Here is a 17,368-nt window from a genome sequence, read left to right as displayed (position 1 = left end):
GGAGTTCCCTATGCCCTCACGCGATTTCAAACGTACCGACCGCGTCGGCGCCGAATTGCGCCGCGAGATTGGCCTGCTGGTCCATGCCGCCGTGCGCGATCATGGTCTGCCTTCCGTGAGCGTGTCGGACGTGGAAGTGACCCGCGATCTGGATTGGGCCACGGTGTGGGTCACAGCCCTGCTGCCTGACCAGTCCATTCCGGCCGTGAAGGCGCTGAATGAACTGGCCGTGGAGTTCCGCCGCTCGTTGTCGCGCAGCATGCGCCTCCGCCGTGTGCCGGAGCTGCGCTTCAAGTACGACGACTCGGTGGACAAGGGGGAGCGCATCGAAACCTTGCTGCGGGAGCAGGCGCGCGATCTTGCGCCTCGCGAGGAAAGCGACGAGGACTGATGGGCCGTATCCGCTTCCGCGACCTGCACGGCATCCTGCTGCTGGATAAGCCGCTGGGTCTCAGTTCCAACCAGGCTTTGCAGGCGGCCCGTCGTCTGCTTCGGGCCGAAAAGGGCGGCCATACCGGCGCCCTCGATCCGCTCGCCACGGGTTTGTTGCCGCTGTGCTTTGGCGAGGCGACCAAGATCGCCGGCTGTCTGCTCGGGTCGCGCAAGGCTTATGTCGCCGAATGCCGGCTGGGCGCGACTACCGCTACTGCTGATCTCGAGGGTGAGGTGCTGCGCGAGCGTCCAGTGCCGGCGCTGGATGAGTCGACTGTCGAGGCGGCGCTGGCCAGGCTGCGCGGGCGCATCACCCAGGTGCCACCGGTGTATTCCGCGCTCAAGCAGGATGGCGAGCCGCTCTATCTGAAGGCCCGCCGCGGTGAGTCGGTGCAGGCGCCACCACGTGAAGTGGAGGTATACCGGCTGGATCTGCTCTCGCGTACACCGGACAGCCTGCGTTTCTATGTGGAGTGCGGGTCCGGTACCTATGTGCGGAGTCTGGCGGTCGACCTCGGTGAGGATCTTGGCTGTGGAGCCCATCTGACGTCGTTGCACCGCCTGTGGGTCGATCCCTTCCGCGAGCCGGTCATGGTGACACTGGAGGAACTGCAGCAGGCGGCGGAGCTGGGCGATACGGCTATGGATGCCCTGGTGTTGCCCATGGCGGCGGGTCTGGCCGACTGGTCTGCCCTGCATCTGGACGACATCCAGAGTTTCGGCGTCTCACGAGGGCGCCAGATTCAGTTAACCGGGGTGGCGCCCGGGCGGTATGCCGCTTTTGCCCCCGATGGTCGTCCGCTGGCCCTGTGTGAAATCGATGGCGAGGGGAAGCTGCGGATCCAGCGTGGCTTCAACCTGCCTTCTGCCATGCCTGACACGCCAAAGATGAGCTAACGGCGTGATTGTCATGGTCTTGTTGTACTGCGCTCCGCCTCGCTACAATACACCGCTTGTTTCAGAGCTTTCATTCATCCAGACGAAGCTTGCGCAACGTCATCGCCCGGTGACGTTGCGCAAGCTTCGCTCCCGTTTTTAAGGAAGAGATACTCATGTCCCTCACTGCAGAACAGACCGGCAAGATCATTGCTGATTTCGGCCGCGTGCCGAACGACACCGGTTCGCCGGAAGTCCAGGTGGCCTTGTTGTCGGCCCGCATCGATCACCTGACCGACCATTTCAAGACCCACAAGCAGGATCATCATTCCCGCCGTGGCCTGCTCAAGCTGGTCAACCAGCGTAAGAGCCTGCTGGGTTATCTGAAGAAGAACGATCAGGTCCGCTACCAGACCCTGATCGAACGCCTCGGCCTCCGCCGTTAAGGGTTGCTTTTGCGTTCTTCATTGAGCGCAAACGTCAAAAAGCGGCCACTCGATGGCCGCACTTCCAAATTCAGGAAAAGACAGTGGCGAAAGTAACCAAGTCATTCCAGTACGGTAATCACGAAGTCACACTGGAGACGGGCGAAATCGCCCGGCAGGCATCCGGTGCGGTCATGGTCAGCATGGGTGGCACCGTTGTGCTGGTCACCGCTGTGGCAGCCGCCAAGGCGCGCGAGGGGCAGGATTTCTTCCCGCTCACCGTCGACTACGTAGAAAAGTTCTACTCTGCCGGCCGCATCCCCGGTGGCTTCTTCAAGCGCGAAGGCCGTCCGACCGAGAAGGAGACGCTGACCTCGCGTCTGATCGATCGTCCGGTGCGCCCACTGTTCCCGGAAGAGTTCAAGAACGAAGTGCAGGTCATCGCCCAGGTGATTTCGCTCAACCCCGAGGTTGACGGCGACATCCCGGCGCTGCTCGGCGCCTCCGCCGCGCTGAGCCTGGCAGGTATCCCGTTCAAGGGTCCGGTCGGTGCTGCCCGCGTCGGCTACGCCAACGGCAAGTACCTGCTCAACCCGAGCGTCACCGAGCTGAAGACCTCCGAGCTGGATCTGGTCGTTGCCGGTACCGCCAATGCGGTGCTGATGGTCGAGTCCGAAGCCAAGCTGCTCAGCGAAGAAGTGATGCTGGGTGCCGTGATGTTCGGTCACCAGCAGATGCAGTCGGCCATCCGCGCGATCGCCGAGCTGGCCACCGAGGCAGCCAAGCCGTCGTGGGACTGGCAGCCGCCGTCGCGCGACGAGTCGCTGATCGCTGCCGTCAAGGGCGCCGTCGGCAACAAGCTGGAGGAAGCCTTCCAGGTGCGCGACAAGCTGCAGCGCCGCGACGCGATCGCTGCGATCAAGTCGGACGTGCTGGAGTCGCTCAAGGCGCAGGCTGAAGAGAAGGCCTGGCCGACGGCCGAGCTGGCGAAGGAATTCGCCGAGCTCGAGTACCGCACCATGCGCGACAGCGTGCTGAAGACCAAGGTCCGCATCGACGGCCGCCAGCTGGATGACGTGCGCGCGATCAGCGTGCGCGTCGGCGTGCTGCCGCGTACCCACGGCTCGGCCCTGTTCACTCGTGGCGAGACGCAGGCGCTGGTCGTGGCCACTCTCGGCACCACCCGTGACGCACAGATCATCGACGCGCCGGAAGGCGAGTCGAAGGATCCGTTCCTGTTCCACTACAACTTCCCGCCGTTCTCGGTGGGTGAGGCCGGTCGCTTCGGCGCGCCGAAGCGTCGTGAGATTGGTCACGGCCGCCTCGCCAAGCGCGGTGTGCAGGCTGTCAAGCCGAGCATCGAAGAGTTCCCGTACGTGCTGCGTGTGGTCTCCGAGATCACCGAGTCGAACGGCTCCTCGTCGATGGCTTCGGTCTGCGGTTCCTCGCTGGCCATGATGGACGCCGGCGTGCCGCTCAAGGCTCCGGTGGCCGGTATCGCCATGGGTCTGGTGAAGGAAGGCGACGACTTCGTCGTGCTGTCCGACATCCTGGGCGACGAGGATCACCTCGGCGACATGGACTTCAAGGTGGCCGGTAGCGCCGATGGCATCTCCGCGCTGCAGATGGACATCAAGATCGACGGCATCACCGAAGAGATCATGAAGGTGGCGCTCGAGCAGGCCAAGCGTGGTCGTCTGCACATCCTTGGCGAGATGGCCAAGGTCATCAGCACGCCGCGTTCGGAGATGAGCGAATACGCCCCGCGCCTGCTCACCATCAAGATCCACCCGGACAAGATCCGCGAAGTCATCGGCAAGGGCGGCGCCACCATCCGCTCGATCACCGAAGAGACCGGCACCACCATCGACATCAGCGACGACGGCACGGTTGTGATCGCCTCGGTCAATCGCGAGGCGGCCAATGCGGCCAAGGCGCGCATCGAGCAGATCGTCTCCGACGTTGAGCCGGGCCGCATCTACGAAGGCAAGGTCGCCAAGCTGATGGATTTCGGCGCGTTCGTCACGATCATGCCGGGCAAGGACGGTCTCGTTCACGTCTCGCAGATTTCCAGCGAGCGCGTGGAGAAGGTCTCCGACAAGCTTAAGGAAGGTGACATCGTCAAGGTCAAGGTGCTCGAAGTGGACAAGCAGGGCCGTATCCGCCTGTCCATGAAGGCGGTGACCGAGGACGAGGGCGCCAGCGTCTAATCGTTTTTGTGATGTCCTGTTTCAAGCAAAAGCCCGGCGCAAGCCGGGCTTTTGTGTTTGTGCGTGTGCGGGACTCATCCATGCATCCTTTTGCTAGGATGTCCGAGTAGCGACGAGGATGCAGGCATGAGCGACCAAGCCCCCGATTTCATGAAGCAATACCAGGCATGGGCGCAGCAGTCCTGGGATGGCTGGATGCAATCGCTGCAGGGAGGGGCGCCGAATCCATTCAGACCTGTCGCCCCTTCATCGGCCGACGATTTGCTGACACGCGCCCTGGGCGGTTTGAAGGGCTACGCCGAATGGCTGCAGACTGCCGCCACCAGCGGCATCGTCGGGCAGGTGCAGGAGGATTGGCAGCAATCGCTGCGCAACCTGTTCACAGGCGGTAGCCAGCCGTTCGCGCAAGCCTTCGCTGGCATCGATAACGCGGCAGCGCAAGGGTTCGCCCAACAATGGCAGGCCTGGTTGCAAGCGATGCAGCCGCACGGTTTTGGCGACCTGCCGGGCCTGGGTGACATGCCTGCGTTTGGCTATACGCGAGAGCGGCAAATGCAGCAGCAGGCGCTTGCCGAGGCGATGCGCGCCTACGCGGAAACCTCCGCGCACTATCAGTCGCTGATCCTGCGTGCCAATGCGCAAGGGTTCGAGCAGTTGCAGGCAAAACTCGCGCAACACATGGAGCCGGGCCGGCAGGTCGAATCGCTCAAGGCGCTTTATGACCTGTGGGTGGATGCCGCTGAAGAAGCGTACGCGGAGATCGCACTCTCCGACGAATTCCGCGAAGCCTATGGTGCGATGGTCAACGCGCAGATGCAGGTGCGCCAACTGCAGCAACAGCAGCTTGAAGCGCTTTGCCGCGAACTGGGCATGCCCACTCGCAGCGAGGTTTCTTCCTTGGGCAAGCGCCTGCAGGAATTGCGGCGCGAGATGCGTGCCAATGCCGCATCGCCCGTTGCTGCGAATGATGAAGTCACTGCCTTGCGGGCCGAAGTGGCGGCGCTCAAGCGCAAGCTGGCTGACCGCCCCGCCGCCGCGACCGCCGCGGTAAAGAAGACAGCCTCCGCGCCGCTGGATGTGGATACGACCCGTGTCCGCAAGTCAGCCCCGAGCCGCCGTGCCACCACCGGACCCGCAGCACGCGGCGCTACGCGCAAGCGCAAGTAAGGATTCTGCATGTTCACGCCTCTACGCATCGATCCGGCCAAGGTCCTCGGCGAAATCACCGCTTTCCAGCGTAAGCTTGCTGCTGGTGTGGAGAGTCTGCGCGGCCTGCATGAGCCGGACTACGCCAATACGCCGCGCGAAGCTATCTATCGCGAAGACAAACTTACCGTCTGGCATTTCAAAGGTACGGGTAAGCCGACCTCCAAGACGCCGCTGCTGATCGTCTACGCACTGGTCAATACCGTGTGGATGACTGACCTCCAGGCCGATCGCTCACTGGTGCGCAATCTGCTGGAGCAGGGCGAAGACGTATATCTGATCGACTGGGGTTACCCGGATGGCGCCGATCGCTGGCTGACGCTGGACGATTATCTCAACGGCTATCTCGACCGCTGCGTCGACGTCGTACGGCGGCGTCATGGTCTGGAAGCCATCAACCTGCTCGGTATCTGCCAGGGCGGCGCGTTCTCGTTGTGCTATACGGCGATGCACCCGGAGAAAGTGAAGAACCTGATCACCATGGTGACGCCGGTGGATTTCCAGACGCCGGACAACATGCTCTCGCATTGGGTGCAGGATCTGGACGTGGATCTGTTCGTCGATACGCTGGGCAATATTCCGGCCGAGCTGATGAATTGGGTTTACCTCACACTCAAGCCGGTGCGGCTCAACCAGCAGAAGTACGTGAGCCTGGTCGACATCTTCGATAACCGGAAGGAGCTGGAGAATTTCCTGCGCATGGAGCGTTGGATTTTCGATTCGCCGGACCAGGCGGGCGAAGCGTTCCGTGAGTTCATCAAGGACTTCTACCAAGGCAACAAGCTGGTGAAGGGCACGCTCATCATCGGCGGCAAGCCGGTGGATCTGGGTATGGTGACTCAGCCAGTGCTCAACATCTTTGCCGAGCAGGATCACCTAGTGCCGCCAGACGCCTCGCGTGCGTTAGGCAAGCACGTCGGCACCACCGACTACACCCAGCTTGCCTTCAAGGGCGGGCATATCGGCATCTATGTGTCCGGTCGCGCTCAGCGCGAAGTGCCGCCGGCCATCCATCAGTGGTTGCGGTCGCGCGATTGATCTTCGTCAGCGGAGCCTGCATGAGCAACGAGAAACGACTGTGCCGTTCCAGCAGCCAGCGAATGTTGGCCGGAGTGTGTGGTGGCATCGCCGAATATTATGGTTGGGACCCCACCATTGTGCGCGTGGGCTGGATCATCCTGACCCTGCTTGGCGGCTCCGGTATCCTGCTCTATCTGATCCTGTGGCTGGTGATGCCGGAAGCGACCTGAAGGCGTTTTTGCCCGGCGCGATTTCCCACACAGCTGCCTGCGGCCCCACCATCCGCAGGCCTTTGCTTTTTTGTACGAGTGAATAACCCGCATGACCATGGACTACGACCGTTACGACCGCATCCGCGCGGTGCAATGGCAGGGCGATCACCTGCGCCTGCTCGACCAGCGCCTGTTGCCGCGCGAGGAGCGCTGGATCGATTGCCGTAATGCCGGAGAAGTGACCCAAGCCATCCGCGACCTGGCCGTGCGCGGCGCGCCGGCGATCGGTATCGCGGCCGCATGGGGTGTAGTGCTGGCAGCGAAGCAAGGCGCTTCGCTGGAGCAGGCGCTGTCCCAATTGCGCGCTGCACGGCCAACCGCGGTGAACCTGATGTGGGCGCTGGATCGCATGAAAGCGCGTATCGCCACCGGTGCCGATGCGATGGCGTTGGAACGCGAAGCGCAGGCGATCCAGGACGAAGATCTGGCGGCCAATCGCCACATGGGCGAACTGGGCGCCGGGCTGATCGCGCCGCACTCGGGCGTGCTGACCCACTGCAACACGGGCTCCCTCGCCACTGCCGGTTTTGGTACGGCCTTGGGCGTGATTCGCGCCGGCGTCAGCGCCGGCCGCATCGAGCAGGTCTATGCGGGCGAGACGCGCCCGTGGCAGCAGGGCGCACGCCTCACCATGTGGGAGCTGGTGCGTGATGGCATTCCGGCCAAGCTGATTGCCGATTCAGCCGCCTCCCATCTGATGCGCTCTGGTGCAGTGCAATGGGTGATCGTGGGGGCGGACCGCATTGCTGCGAATGGCGATACCGCCAACAAGATTGGTACCTATCAGCTCGCGATTGCCGCTCGCCATCATGGTGTGAAGTTCATGGTGGTGGCGCCGTCGTCCACGGTCGACATGGCGACGCCATCGGGCGAAGACATCGAGATCGAGCTGCGCGATCCCACTGAGCTGCTGGCTGTCGCCGGCCAGCGCACGGTGGTGGAGGGTGCCGAAGCGTGGAATCCGGTGTTCGACGTGACGCCGGCGGAACTGATCGATGCCATCGTTACCGAGCGCGGCGTCATCGAACGTCCCACGACCCTGGCCATGCAGGCGCTGTTCGGTTCATGAAGCTGCAGCGCGAGGCTGGCCTGTTCTTCGTAGGCGGCGTCATTGGCCTGGTGGTCGATGCCGGTGTTGTGCAAGCACTGGTTGGCCTGGGTGGCTGGAATCCCTATCTCGCGCGCCTTGTTTCGTTCCTTCTGGCCGCAACGGCTACCTGGTGGTGGAATCGGCAATACACCTTCGCGCATCGCCAGAGCGGTCGCTCACTGCTGGTGGAGTGGTTGCACTGGATGGGGCTGATGACCGCCGGTGCGCTGATCAACTACGCCGCCTACGCTTTCATGCTGATGGCCTTTCCGCCGTTGCGGCCCTGGCCAGCGATCGCTGTGGCAGTGGGCTCGCTGGTGGCTGCGCTGGTCAATTTTTCGACAGCGCGCGGGGTGCTTTTTAAAGGCTCCAAAAGCACCGTTTAAACCTTTGATTTTATTGAAATAAATACTGTCGCTTTGACGTCGTTCGTGTTACACTCGGAACGTTGTCTGCGGGTCGTTTGCGCACGCGACTAAAGCGCGTGTGTTGCGACCTTTTTTCTTCACCAGGGAAGCCGATTGATGGCAGAACTCGCCAAAGAAGTCATTCGCGTCAATATCGAAGACGAGATGCGTCAGAGCTACCTCGATTACGCCATGAGCGTGATCGTAGGCCGCGCCCTCCCGGATGTTCGCGATGGTCTGAAGCCAGTGCATCGTCGCGTGCTGTTCGCGATGAACGAACTGAGCAACGCCTGGAACAAGCCGTACAAGAAATCGGCCCGCGTGGTCGGTGACGTTATCGGTAAATACCACCCGCACGGCGACGCGTCGGTTTATGACGCCATTGTCCGCATGGCCCAGCCATTCTCGCTGCGCTACATGCTGGTCGACGGCCAGGGTAACTTCGGTTCGGTCGACGGCGACAACGCTGCGGCCATGCGTTACACCGAAGTGCGTATGGCGCGCCTCACCCAGGAGCTGCTGGCCGATATCGACAAGGAGACTGTCGACTTCGGGCCGAACTACGACGAAAGCGAGCACGAGCCGTTGGTGCTGCCGACGCGTGTTCCGAATCTGTTGATCAATGGTTCCGCCGGTATCGCCGTGGGTATGGCGACCAACGTGCCACCGCACAACCTCACTGAGGTGGTCGCGGCGACGATCGCGCTGATCGACGATCCATCGCTGTCGATCGAAGACTTGATGCAGTTCATCCCGGGGCCGGACTTCCCGACGGCGGGCATCATCAATGGTTCGTCGGGCATCATCGAAGCCTATCGCACCGGTCGTGGTCGTATCCTCGTCCGCGCGCGGGCCGAGATCGAAACCGAATCGAACGGCCGCGAGACGATCATCGTCCATGAGCTGCCGTATCAGGTGAACAAGGCGCGGTTGATCGAGAAGATCGCCGAGCTGGTGAAGGAAAAGAAACTCGAAGGCATCAGCGAACTGCGCGACGAGTCCGACAAGGACGGCATGCGCGTCGTTATCGAGATCCGCCGCGATTCGATGGCGGACGTGGTGCTGAACAACCTGTTCCAGCAGACGCAGCTCCAGGTCACCTTCGGTATCAATATGGTCGCGTTGCTGGATGGCCAGCCGCGGCTGTTGAACCTCAAGGAAATTCTTGAGGCATTCATTCGCCATCGGCGTGAAGTCGTCACGCGCCGTACCATCTTCGAACTGCGCAAGGCTCGCGCTCGCGCGCATATCCTTGAAGGTCTCACCGTCGCGCTGGCCAATATCGACGAGATGATCGAGCTGATCCGCACGTCGGCATCGCCGCAGGAAGCGCGTGAGCGCATGCTTGCGCGCAAATGGCAGCCGGGCATGGTTTCCAGTCTGCTTGCTGCCGCGGGTGCTGAAGCGTCGCGTCCGGAAGACATGGATCCGCGTGATGGCCTGAAGGGCGACGGCTATCAGCTTTCGGACGTCCAGGCCCAGGAAATCCTGGCGATGCGCCTGCATCGCCTGACCGGCCTGGAGCAGGAAAAGCTTTCCGACGAATATCGCCAGATCCTCGAAGTCATTCGTGGCTTGATTGAGATCCTTGAAGATCCGGAACGCCTGCTGTCGGTCATCCGCGGCGAGCTCGAGGTCATCAAGGAAGAGTTCGGCGATGCACGCCGCACCGAGATTCAGCATTCGCAGGAAGACCTCAATGTCCTCGACCTGATCGCGCCGGAAGACGTGGTAGTCACGCTGTCGCATACCGGTTATGTGAAGCGCCAGCCGGCCAGTACGTATCGTGCGCAGCGCCGCGGCGGCAAGGGTCGTTCCGCTTCCGCCTTGAAGGACGAGGATTTCGTCGAGCAGTTGTGGGTGGTCAATACCCACGACACGCTGCTCACCTTCACCAGCACCGGTCGCGTCTATTGGCTCAAGGTCTACCAGATGCCGGACTCGGGTCCGAACGCGCGCGGCAAGCCGATGATCAACTTGCTGCCGCTCGGCGAAGGCGAGAAGGTGCAGGCGGTGCTGCCGGTACGCGAGTACACCGATGACCGTTACGTCTTCTTCGCCACCAAGCACGGTACGGTGAAGAAGACGCCGCTCACGGAGTTCGCCTTCCAGCTGCAGAAGGGCAAGATCGCGATCAATCTCGACGAAGGCGACGCGCTGATCGGTGTCGAGCTGACGGATGGCAACAGCGACGTGCTGCTGTTCGCCTCCAACGGCAAGACCGTGCGCTTCGACGAAGGTGAGGTGCGCTCGATGGGCCGTACCGCTACCGGCGTGCGTGGCATGAAGCTCGCCGATAAGGCCGAAGTGGTGTCGCTGATCGTTGCGTCGGAAGGTGACATCCTCACCGCTACCGAACGCGGTTATGGCAAGCGCACCGTGCTCGACGAGTTCCCGAAGAAGGGCCGCGGCACCCAGGGCGTGATTGGCATTCAGTGCTCGGAACGCAATGGCCCGCTGGTCTCGGCCGTGCAGGTCACCGAGGCGCACGAGCTGATGCTGATCTCCAACCAGGGCACCCTGGTGCGTACCCGCGTGGCGGAGGTTTCGCAGCTGAGCCGCAACACGCAGGGCGTAACGTTGATCCGCCTGCCGGCGGATGAGGCACTGGTCAGCGTAGTGCGTCTGGATGCGGATGAAGAAAACGGTGAAGAAGGCGAGGTGTCGGAGACGCTGCCGCCGGCGGATCCGGTTTCGGCCGAGCCCGACGGTAACGGAGCCTGATCCTTTTCTGTCACGACCCAAAGAAACCCGGCTTCGGCCGGGTTTCTTTTTGGGAGCGGGTTAGTTGTATCGCGCCGTTACTACGGTTGCCGCCGGACTCGCATAGCCAGCGAAGTAATCCAACAAATCCAGTGGCATCCGCGCGCGCGATGCTTGCAATGGTTGTGTGTCGATATGGGCCGGCGCTTCTCTGATGACGTGCGATCTCTGCGCAAAGCTTTGGGAGGCCGAAGCAGGCGCATAGATCAGACCACGGAAATGGATAACGCCGGATGAGGTGGCTGCGTTGGCTGATAGCAAGACCAGCAGCGTCAGTGATGCGAGGAAGGTCGGTGCAGTGTGGTGCGATGTCATAAATAACCCCTTGGCAATGAGCTTGTTTAGGGGCAGATGTACGCGCTTGAATAAGACTATTCAATTAGATATTTCTTACCAGCATTGATCAGGGCATCGCGGGAAACTCCACCACAGCCAGCGGTGCTGGCAAGGTTGCTCGCTGCCGGTTGTTGTCCTTGTCTGGCGAGATCTGCCACGGCTCGCTCTTGCCGAAGCTGTCGATAGATGGATACGCACCGAGCACGTGGAATTGTTCAAACGCGTAGGGGACGCCCTCTGCATTCAAGGGCGAGTTCGCATCAGCTACATGCAGATGCAAATGCGGCCCGGTCGATTCTCCCGTGTAACCGAGCTGCCCGATGACCTGGCCGCGGCGCACGCGATCTCCCGGTTTTACGCGCACGCTACCGGGCTTGAGGTGCTCGTAGAACACATGGCGCCCGTCGCCCAGATCGATAGTGACGTAGTTGCCGCTGGCCTGTTCCAGCGGCACCTTGTTGCGGGCATTGGCGAGAACCGAAGGGTTCTCCTGCATGTCGTCCCGGGCGGAGGCGATGACGCCATCCGTCACGGCGAGCACGTCCGCCCCATAGCCCAGCCAGTCTTTCGCCTTGTCAGCATCGCCGTGGACGTAGCGGCCCTTGCGATCGACCTTGATCCAGTCGATCGCGAAGCGACCAGGGATGTGAACCGCACCATCGACTGCGTAGAGCACGCGGCGATGCCCGCGTGGCCATGACGCATCGTAGATCGCGGTCCACATACCGTCGCGAAACGGAGGGCCCAGCAGCAACGGTCGTGTCGGCTGGTTTACGACAATCCGGGCACCTTCGATGCTTGCGTGGCGAAGTTGTGCGCTGTCGGCGGTATCGAAATCCACGATATGCGAGAGAGTGTCCGCCTCCTTCAAGGTGAACGGCAGCGACAGATAGATCATGGCCTGGCTGCCGGGCGGAAGCTGCTGTGGATCTTTGGTCACCAAGTCCGGTCGGCCGATCACGGCCTGCAAGGCCGCTCCCTGCAAGTCGTCCAGCGTGGCGCCGGTAGTGCGATCGACAATCCGCAATCGCTTCAGGGTTAGCACTTCCCGCGCGAAACTGCGCAGGTGCAACTCATAGATCAGTTGCTGCTTGCCATCGATGTTGATCGGCTGGGGACGCCACGGCACTTGCAAGTCAAACGATTGCAGTACCGGTTCGCGTTGCTGCGCAACGGCCGGTGCTGAAAGACAGATCAGTACTGCACAAGCCAGATGCCGGACAGCTTTCGGCAGATGAAGCATGGTTCCATCTCCCACGCGCGAAGCCGCATGTTCTGCCGCGTACCCTGGGTTGGTGGCACACGACCCACCAGTGCTGAAGGTCAGGCGGCATCCGCCTGCCGTCTCGCCGTGCCAGGCGGTACGCCGATATAGCGTTTGAAGGCGCGGTTGAAGGCCGCTTCGGATTGGTAGCCCAGTTGGCTGGCAAGGTCGGCGATAGTGGTGTGGCTTTCTTTCAATCGGGTCAGTGCTATGTGCATGCGCCAGCGCCCGATGTAGTGCATCGCCGGTACGCCGACCAGTTCGGTGAAGCGCGCCGCGAAAGCCGAACGCGACATCGCGACCTCGGCGGCGAGCGTTGCCAGCGTCCAGGTGCGTGCGGGATCGCGATGGATGAGCTGCAAGGCGCGACCGACCTGCCTGTCCTGCAAGGCACCGAGCCATCCGCTCTGCGCGGCGGAATCGCGCTCGATCCAGGCACGGATCGCCTGGATCACCAGAATATCGGCAAGCCGCGTGATCACGGTTTCGCCGCCAGGGCGCAGCGTCTCCGCCTCAGCCGCCATGAAACGCAGGGTGTCCCTGATCCAGTCCGTATGTGGTGAAGGACGGGGCTGGATGCGGATGACCTTAGGTAATAGCTGGATCAGTTGATGCGCCGCCGGGTGGTCGAAACGCACGGCGCCGCAGATCAGGTTGGTATTGGCACCTCCGCCGCCTTGGCGCAGCACTTCATAGCGTTCGCTGATCATTTCGCGCGGCAAATCAAACAGCGGTGCAGCGGTCGCGCCGGGTGTGCTGACCAGTCGATGCCCTTCGCCGCGGGATACCAGGGCAAGGTCGCCGGGTTGCAACGGCTGAGGCGCTTCGCCTTCGACTTCCAGCCAGCACTGGCCGGTGGTGATGACGTGGAACATCAGGCATTGCGGCATCGGCGGCAGGTCGAGCCCCCATGGCGCGGTGAACTCGGAGCGGCAATAGAAGGTGCCGCTCATGCGGAGAAAGTGCAGCGCTTCACCCAGCGGGTCGATGGGCGTCCAGACGTCCGGGCTATTCATGGCAGGCATGTCCTCCCGCGCGGGACCGTGAGGAACTGGATTGTGGACGAACGGACAAAAAACGGCGACTCGCCATCATGGTGGTCTCCACACCCGCCGCACAGACTGGTAACCGTGCAAAGGCAGCCGCCTTTGCCGTCATCCCTATGCGAGGAGAATCACATGATTACGGTAATGGGAGCCACCGGACATACCGGTACCCGACTGGTCGAACGACTGCTGCAGGCGGGCCAGTCCGTCCGCGCCCTTGGGCGCTCAAAACAGCGATTGCAGGCACTGGCCCAGGCGGGTGCCGAGGTACTTGCCGGCGAGCCGGACGATGCAGGCTTTCTGGCGGAAGCGTTCAGCGGCGCCGCTGCGGTTTACACCTTGCTCGCCTATGACGTGCAGACACCCGACTATCACGCCATGCAGAACGCGCAGGGTGAAGCCGTCGTGCAGGCGTTGCGCAGAAGTGCCGTCAGCCATGTCGTTTTCCACAGCAGCGTCGGCGCCGATCTGCCAGCGGGCAACGGTCCCATCGCGAGCCTGCATACGCATGAGGCGCGGTTGCGCGACATGGGAAACATCAACGCCTTGATCCTGCGCAGTGGTGCCTTGTTCGAGAACTTCAATGCGTCGCTGGAAACGATCAAGCAGCTTGGCATGTATGGCGACGCCATGGCTCCCGATGTGGCGATTCCGATGATTGCCACCCGCGATATCGCCGACGCCGCTGCCAAAGCCTTGGTGGCGCGGGACTGGCATGGCGTTGTGGTGCGCGAACTGCTCGGGCCACGCGATCTCAGCTACGCGGAAGCAACACGCCTGATCGGCGAACGCATTGGCATGCCCGACCTTGCCTATGAGCAGGTGCCATACGAAGCGATGACCGGCTTACTGTGTCAGGCTGGCTTCTCCGAAAACCTCGCGCATCTGTACGTGGAACTGGCGCAGGCCATCAATGAAGGCCGCATCCATTCACTGGAAGGCCGTAACGCTGCCAATAGCACGCCGACGGGCTTCGAAACATTTGCCGACGCACTGGTCGCAACTACAACGCTCGCGTCATGAATACGCTGTTGGGATCGTCGATGTAATCCGCAAACGGTTCGCAAGCCTCGAAACCGAAACTGGCGTAGAGGCGGCGGGCCGGAGCGAATGCCTCCATGGAGCCGGTTTCCAGGCTCAGGCGGTGATAGGAGCGCTGCCTGGCTTCCTCCAGCAAATGCCGCAACAAGAGACTGGCGACACCTTTGCGCAAATAGCTGGATGCTGTGCGCATCGATTTGAGTTCACCGTGCGCGGTGTCGAGCTGCTTGAGCGCACCGCAACCCAGCAGCTCCTGGTCTTGCCACGCCGTCCAGAGGCTGATGTCCGGCCCACGCAAGGCATCGAGATCGAGTGCGTGAATGCTTTCCGGCGGGGAGTGCAGATGCATGCTCTGCAGATGCTCCTGCAGCAGCCGGATAACCGCAGGATGATCCAGCCCGCCTTCGCGTATCTCGACGGCATCGTGCATAGGGTCAGTCTCCAACAGCAGCGAGCATGGCTTCGGCGCTGGAGACACGGAACTCGCCGGGTGCTTCCACGTGCAATTGCTCAACCACGCCATCTACTACATACAACGCAAAACGCCGCGCACGCAGGCCCATGCCGTAGGCGGTACCGTCGAGCTCCAATCCAAGCGCGCGGGTAAAACTGCCGTTGCCATCGGCCAGCATCAGCATGCCCGAGGGCACTTGCTGGCTTTGCGCCCAGGCCTGCATGACGTAGGCGTCATTCACGGCCAGGCACATCACCTCGATGCCGCGCTCGCGGAAATCCTGAAAGTGCTGCACATAGCCGGGAAGGTGTTTGTTGGAGCAGGTGGGAGTGAATGCGCCGGGCACGGCGAACAAAACCGCCTTGCGCCCCGTGAACAGCTCGGCGGTGTGGCGTGGATGGATGCCACCATCGACGATGGTCTTGATCTCGACGTCGGGGATGGGTTGGCCGATCTGGATCGTCATGGCGGGGACTCTTAAGGGAGGGTAAGCGCACAGATGCTAGCGCTTGCGTGGCCTGTCTGTCGTCTTGAATCGCCACCGGCCGCACCTATCTAGCAGTCAGGCGGTGATGGCACCGCACCCTATTGAGACGAGAGCTATCCCATGAACCTGAGTCGCAATCTTTCCTGGAGCAATAACCATCTGGGCGATATCCGCCAGGTCTTCGATCGCCTGCTGAACGCCGACGAGGTCGGTACGGCCAATACGGCCAGCCACTGGGCGCCGCGCGTGGATATCAAGGAAGACGACAAACGCTTTGTCATTCTCGCGGACATCCCCGGCATTGACCCGGCGGATATCGAGGTGAGCATGGACAAGGGCGTGTTGACCATCAAAGGCGAGCGCAAGCAGGAGAGCGAAGAGCAGGGTCCACGCTTTACCCGCCAGGAGCGCAGCTACGGTGCGTTCTTCCGCCGCTTTGCGCTGCCGGATAGCGCGGATGCCGAAGGCATCATCGCCAACGGCAAACACGGTGTGCTGGAAGTGGTGATCCCCAAGCGCGCCGAGACTGCGCCGCGTCGCATCGCCATCAACACCACGCACTGAGCGCGCTTTTCTCAGCGCGTTGTATTGCTAGGAGGCCCGCTGCGGACGATGATCCGCAGCGGGCCGTCTGCGTTGATTGAGTCTAAGGCCGGGGAGAGGCTGTGGAATTCAAAGATTATTACGACACCCTGGGCGTGAAGCCCGAGGCCAGCGAAGCCGAGATCAAGGCGGCTTATCGCAAGCTCGCCCGCAAATACCATCCGGACAAGAACAAGGACGCGGGCGCCGAAGAGAAATTCAAAGCCATCAACGAGGCCAACGAAGTCCTGCGCGATGCCGAGAAGCGACGCGCCTACGATCAGGTGCGCGCCGGCGGCTACCGCGGCGGCGAACAGTTCCGGCCGCCGCCGGGCTGGGGGCAGGGACAAGGGCAGGGTTTCGATTTTGGCGACGCCGGCAATGGCGACTTCAGCGATTTCTTCGAAAGCCTGTTTGGCGGACGCGCCGCCGGTGGCCCACGCGGTGCGCCGCGCGCCCAGCGCGGCGGCGATGTGCAGGCGCAGGTGCAGATCGATCTGCAGACCGCCTTCGACGGCGGCCGCACGCGCCTGGCCCTGCATGACGGCAGCGGCAATGAGCGGGTGCTGGAAGTAAAGATTCCGGCGGGTATCCAGCCGGGGCAGGTGATCCGCCTGTCCGGTCAGGGTCATCCCGGCCGCAATGGTGGACCCAGCGGTGATCTGTTGCTGGAAGTCGGCATCCGCGACGATGCCCGGTTCCGGCTGGATGGCCACAATGTGGTGCACGTCCTGCCGATCACGCCGTGGGAAGCTGCGCTGGGTGCCTCAGTGCCGGTGCCGACCCTGGCGGGCACAGTGGATCTGCGCATTCCGGCGGGTTCGCAGTCGGGGCGCAAGCTGCGCCTGAAGGGACGCGGCATGCCCGGCAAGCATCCTGGCGATCAGTTGGTGGAGCTCTCCATCCGTACACCCCAGGCGGAAGGCGAAGCGCAGCGCGAAGCCTACGAGGCATTGCAGAAAGCGTTTTCTGGTTACAACCCGCGGCACTGAATCAGTGGCGGCATGAAATGAAAACGGCGCCATCAGGCGCCGTTTTCATTATCGCGATGCTGTACGCCGCTCAGGCCGGCAACAGGCCCTTGAGCGTCTCGACCAGTTCCTCTTCCTTGATCGGCTTGGTCACATAAGCCTTGGCGCCCTGGCGCAGACCCCAGACCTTGTCGGTCTCTTGGTCTTTGGTGGTCACCAGGATCACCGGGATATGAGCGGTCGCCGGATCCTTGCTGATGGTGCGGGTGGCCTGGAAACCGTTGAGGTTCGGCATAACCACGTCCATCAGGATCAGGTCGGGCAGCTCTCGTTTGGCGACTTCGACACCGGCGGCACCGTCTTCAGCTGTCAGGGTCTCATGCCCGAGCTTTTCGACGATGCGCTTGATGCCAAGCAACTGCGACGGCGAATCGTCGACGATCAGGATGCGTGCCATAAGGTGGGGGTCCCCTTGTTGTTTCGATG

19 protein-coding genes are annotated in these 17,368 nt (G+C 62.2%); 13 read left to right on the top strand and 6 right to left on the bottom strand.

What is annotated here, in order from left to right:
• Positions 1–10: 10 nt before the first annotated feature.
• The 10 genes from rbfA (at position 11) to gyrA (ending at position 10,662) form a co-directional block, all read left to right on the top strand.
• On the top strand, positions 11–391 hold the full coding sequence (gene rbfA, locus ISS97_RS18475) for a 30S ribosome-binding factor RbfA (RefSeq protein WP_379983124.1): 381 nt from the start codon (positions 11–13) through the stop codon (positions 389–391).
• The gene (gene truB / locus ISS97_RS18470) at positions 391–1,329 is read left to right on the top strand and encodes a tRNA pseudouridine(55) synthase TruB (RefSeq protein ID WP_379983126.1); all 939 of its coding nucleotides are present in this window, start codon (positions 391–393) and stop codon (positions 1,327–1,329) included. The genes rbfA and truB overlap by 1 nt, the downstream gene beginning before the upstream one ends.
• Before the next feature lie 155 nt (positions 1,330–1,484).
• Entirely contained in the window at positions 1,485–1,754 is a 270-nt protein-coding gene (gene rpsO / locus ISS97_RS18465; protein WP_379983127.1) for a 30S ribosomal protein S15, read from the top strand.
• Between the two features lie 83 nt (positions 1,755–1,837).
• Complete coding sequence (gene pnp / locus ISS97_RS18460; RefSeq protein WP_379983128.1) at positions 1,838–3,943, top strand: polyribonucleotide nucleotidyltransferase; 2,106 nt, start codon at positions 1,838–1,840, stop codon at positions 3,941–3,943.
• 126 nt (positions 3,944–4,069) lie between these two features.
• Positions 4,070–5,110 carry a poly(R)-hydroxyalkanoic acid synthase subunit PhaE gene (locus ISS97_RS18455; RefSeq protein ID WP_379983129.1) on the top strand — a complete coding sequence of 347 codons (1,041 nt, stop codon included), beginning with the start codon at positions 4,070–4,072 and terminating at the stop codon, positions 5,108–5,110.
• A 9-nt stretch (positions 5,111–5,119) separates the two neighbouring features.
• Positions 5,120–6,187 carry a class III poly(R)-hydroxyalkanoic acid synthase subunit PhaC gene (locus ISS97_RS18450; RefSeq protein WP_379983130.1) on the top strand — a complete coding sequence of 356 codons (1,068 nt, stop codon included), beginning with the start codon at positions 5,120–5,122 and terminating at the stop codon, positions 6,185–6,187.
• Positions 6,188–6,207: 20 nt separating this feature from the next.
• Positions 6,208–6,399, top strand: a complete 192-nt coding sequence (locus ISS97_RS18445) for a PspC domain-containing protein (protein WP_379983131.1) — start codon at positions 6,208–6,210, stop codon at positions 6,397–6,399.
• Between the two features lie 97 nt (positions 6,400–6,496).
• Positions 6,497–7,510 carry an S-methyl-5-thioribose-1-phosphate isomerase gene (gene mtnA, locus ISS97_RS18440; RefSeq protein WP_379983735.1) on the top strand — a complete coding sequence of 338 codons (1,014 nt, stop codon included), beginning with the start codon at positions 6,497–6,499 and terminating at the stop codon, positions 7,508–7,510.
• Positions 7,507–7,917, top strand: coding sequence for a GtrA family protein (locus tag ISS97_RS18435; RefSeq protein WP_379983132.1), 411 nt, complete (start codon positions 7,507–7,509; stop codon positions 7,915–7,917). Before mtnA ends, ISS97_RS18435 begins: the two co-directional genes overlap by 4 nt.
• A 138-nt stretch (positions 7,918–8,055) precedes the next feature.
• Positions 8,056–10,662 (top strand): DNA gyrase subunit A, encoded by a 2,607-nt coding sequence (gene gyrA, locus ISS97_RS18430; RefSeq protein ID WP_379983133.1) that lies wholly within the window; start codon positions 8,056–8,058, stop codon positions 10,660–10,662.
• Positions 10,663–10,722: 60 nt separating this feature from the next.
• Here gyrA and ISS97_RS18425 read toward each other — a convergent pair whose 3' ends face one another.
• From ISS97_RS18425 to ISS97_RS18415, 3 genes are all read right to left on the bottom strand, one after another.
• On the bottom strand, positions 10,723–11,016 hold the full coding sequence (locus tag ISS97_RS18425) for a hypothetical protein (RefSeq protein ID WP_379983134.1): 294 nt from the start codon (positions 11,014–11,016) through the stop codon (positions 10,723–10,725).
• A gap of 88 nt (positions 11,017–11,104) precedes the next feature.
• Positions 11,105–12,280 (bottom strand): M23 family metallopeptidase, encoded by a 1,176-nt coding sequence (locus tag ISS97_RS18420; RefSeq protein ID WP_379983135.1) that lies wholly within the window; start codon positions 12,278–12,280, stop codon positions 11,105–11,107.
• A gap of 80 nt (positions 12,281–12,360) precedes the next feature.
• Positions 12,361–13,317: an AraC family transcriptional regulator gene (locus tag ISS97_RS18415; RefSeq protein WP_379983136.1), complete on the bottom strand. Its 957-nt coding sequence runs from the start codon at positions 13,315–13,317 to the stop codon at positions 12,361–12,363.
• A gap of 162 nt (positions 13,318–13,479) precedes the next feature.
• Between ISS97_RS18415 and ISS97_RS18410 the strand changes: the two genes are divergently transcribed.
• A complete protein-coding gene (locus ISS97_RS18410; protein WP_379983137.1) occupies positions 13,480–14,370 on the top strand; it encodes an NmrA family NAD(P)-binding protein in 891 nt (296 codons plus the stop codon).
• On the opposite strand, the gene ISS97_RS18405 is transcribed toward ISS97_RS18410, so the two are convergent.
• Both ISS97_RS18405 and ISS97_RS18400 read right to left on the bottom strand, forming a co-directional pair.
• Entirely contained in the window at positions 14,351–14,818 is a 468-nt protein-coding gene (locus ISS97_RS18405; RefSeq protein ID WP_379983138.1) for a GNAT family N-acetyltransferase, read from the bottom strand. The two genes, ISS97_RS18410 and ISS97_RS18405, sit on opposite strands and share 20 nt — an antisense overlap.
• A gap of 4 nt (positions 14,819–14,822) precedes the next feature.
• Complete coding sequence (locus tag ISS97_RS18400; protein WP_379983139.1) at positions 14,823–15,308, bottom strand: peroxiredoxin; 486 nt, start codon at positions 15,306–15,308, stop codon at positions 14,823–14,825.
• A gap of 141 nt (positions 15,309–15,449) precedes the next feature.
• Here ISS97_RS18400 and ISS97_RS18395 point away from each other — a divergent pair, with 141 nt between their 5' ends.
• On the top strand, positions 15,450–15,893 hold the full coding sequence (locus ISS97_RS18395; protein ID WP_379983140.1) for an Hsp20/alpha crystallin family protein: 444 nt from the start codon (positions 15,450–15,452) through the stop codon (positions 15,891–15,893).
• 101 nt (positions 15,894–15,994) lie between these two features.
• Positions 15,995–16,903, top strand: a complete 909-nt coding sequence (locus tag ISS97_RS18390) for a DnaJ C-terminal domain-containing protein (RefSeq protein ID WP_379983141.1) — start codon at positions 15,995–15,997, stop codon at positions 16,901–16,903.
• 70 nt (positions 16,904–16,973) lie between these two features.
• Here the strand turns inward: ISS97_RS18390 and pilH are convergent, their stop codons facing one another.
• Positions 16,974–17,339 carry a twitching motility response regulator PilH gene (pilH, locus tag ISS97_RS18385; protein ID WP_090451529.1) on the bottom strand — a complete coding sequence of 122 codons (366 nt, stop codon included), beginning with the start codon at positions 17,337–17,339 and terminating at the stop codon, positions 16,974–16,976.
• Positions 17,340–17,368: the final 29 nt, after the last annotated feature.

Origin of the sequence: Dyella koreensis (assembly GCF_044904565.1) — a bacterium.
GTDB classification, from domain to species: domain Bacteria; phylum Pseudomonadota; class Gammaproteobacteria; order Xanthomonadales; family Rhodanobacteraceae; genus Dyella_D; species Dyella_D koreensis.
The sequence above is the reverse complement of the archived record's forward strand: the minus strand, read 5'-3'. Positions and strand labels throughout refer to the sequence as shown.

Coding starts and splice junctions, on each gene's coding strand:
- mtnA (WP_379983735.1), top strand. CDS start 6,497: ATGGACTACGACCGTTACGACCGCATCCGCGCGGTGCAATGGCAGGGC.
- ISS97_RS18450 (WP_379983130.1), top strand. CDS start 5,120: ATGTTCACGCCTCTACGCATCGATCCGGCCAAGGTCCTCGGCGAAATC.
- ISS97_RS18425 (WP_379983134.1), bottom strand. CDS start 11,016: ATGACATCGCACCACACTGCACCGACCTTCCTCGCATCACTGACGCTG.
- ISS97_RS18400 (WP_379983139.1), bottom strand. CDS start 15,308: ATGACGATCCAGATCGGCCAACCCATCCCCGACGTCGAGATCAAGACC.
- rbfA (WP_379983124.1), top strand. CDS start 11: ATGCCCTCACGCGATTTCAAACGTACCGACCGCGTCGGCGCCGAATTG.
- pilH (WP_090451529.1), bottom strand. CDS start 17,339: ATGGCACGCATCCTGATCGTCGACGATTCGCCGTCGCAGTTGCTTGGC.
- ISS97_RS18455 (WP_379983129.1), top strand. CDS start 4,070: ATGAGCGACCAAGCCCCCGATTTCATGAAGCAATACCAGGCATGGGCG.
- gyrA (WP_379983133.1), top strand. CDS start 8,056: ATGGCAGAACTCGCCAAAGAAGTCATTCGCGTCAATATCGAAGACGAG.
- ISS97_RS18435 (WP_379983132.1), top strand. CDS start 7,507: ATGAAGCTGCAGCGCGAGGCTGGCCTGTTCTTCGTAGGCGGCGTCATT.
- rpsO (WP_379983127.1), top strand. CDS start 1,485: ATGTCCCTCACTGCAGAACAGACCGGCAAGATCATTGCTGATTTCGGC.
- ISS97_RS18395 (WP_379983140.1), top strand. CDS start 15,450: ATGAACCTGAGTCGCAATCTTTCCTGGAGCAATAACCATCTGGGCGAT.
- ISS97_RS18415 (WP_379983136.1), bottom strand. CDS start 13,317: ATGAATAGCCCGGACGTCTGGACGCCCATCGACCCGCTGGGTGAAGCG.
- ISS97_RS18405 (WP_379983138.1), bottom strand. CDS start 14,818: ATGCACGATGCCGTCGAGATACGCGAAGGCGGGCTGGATCATCCTGCG.
- ISS97_RS18445 (WP_379983131.1), top strand. CDS start 6,208: ATGAGCAACGAGAAACGACTGTGCCGTTCCAGCAGCCAGCGAATGTTG.
- ISS97_RS18410 (WP_379983137.1), top strand. CDS start 13,480: ATGATTACGGTAATGGGAGCCACCGGACATACCGGTACCCGACTGGTC.
- truB (WP_379983126.1), top strand. CDS start 391: ATGGGCCGTATCCGCTTCCGCGACCTGCACGGCATCCTGCTGCTGGAT.
- ISS97_RS18420 (WP_379983135.1), bottom strand. CDS start 12,280: ATGCTTCATCTGCCGAAAGCTGTCCGGCATCTGGCTTGTGCAGTACTG.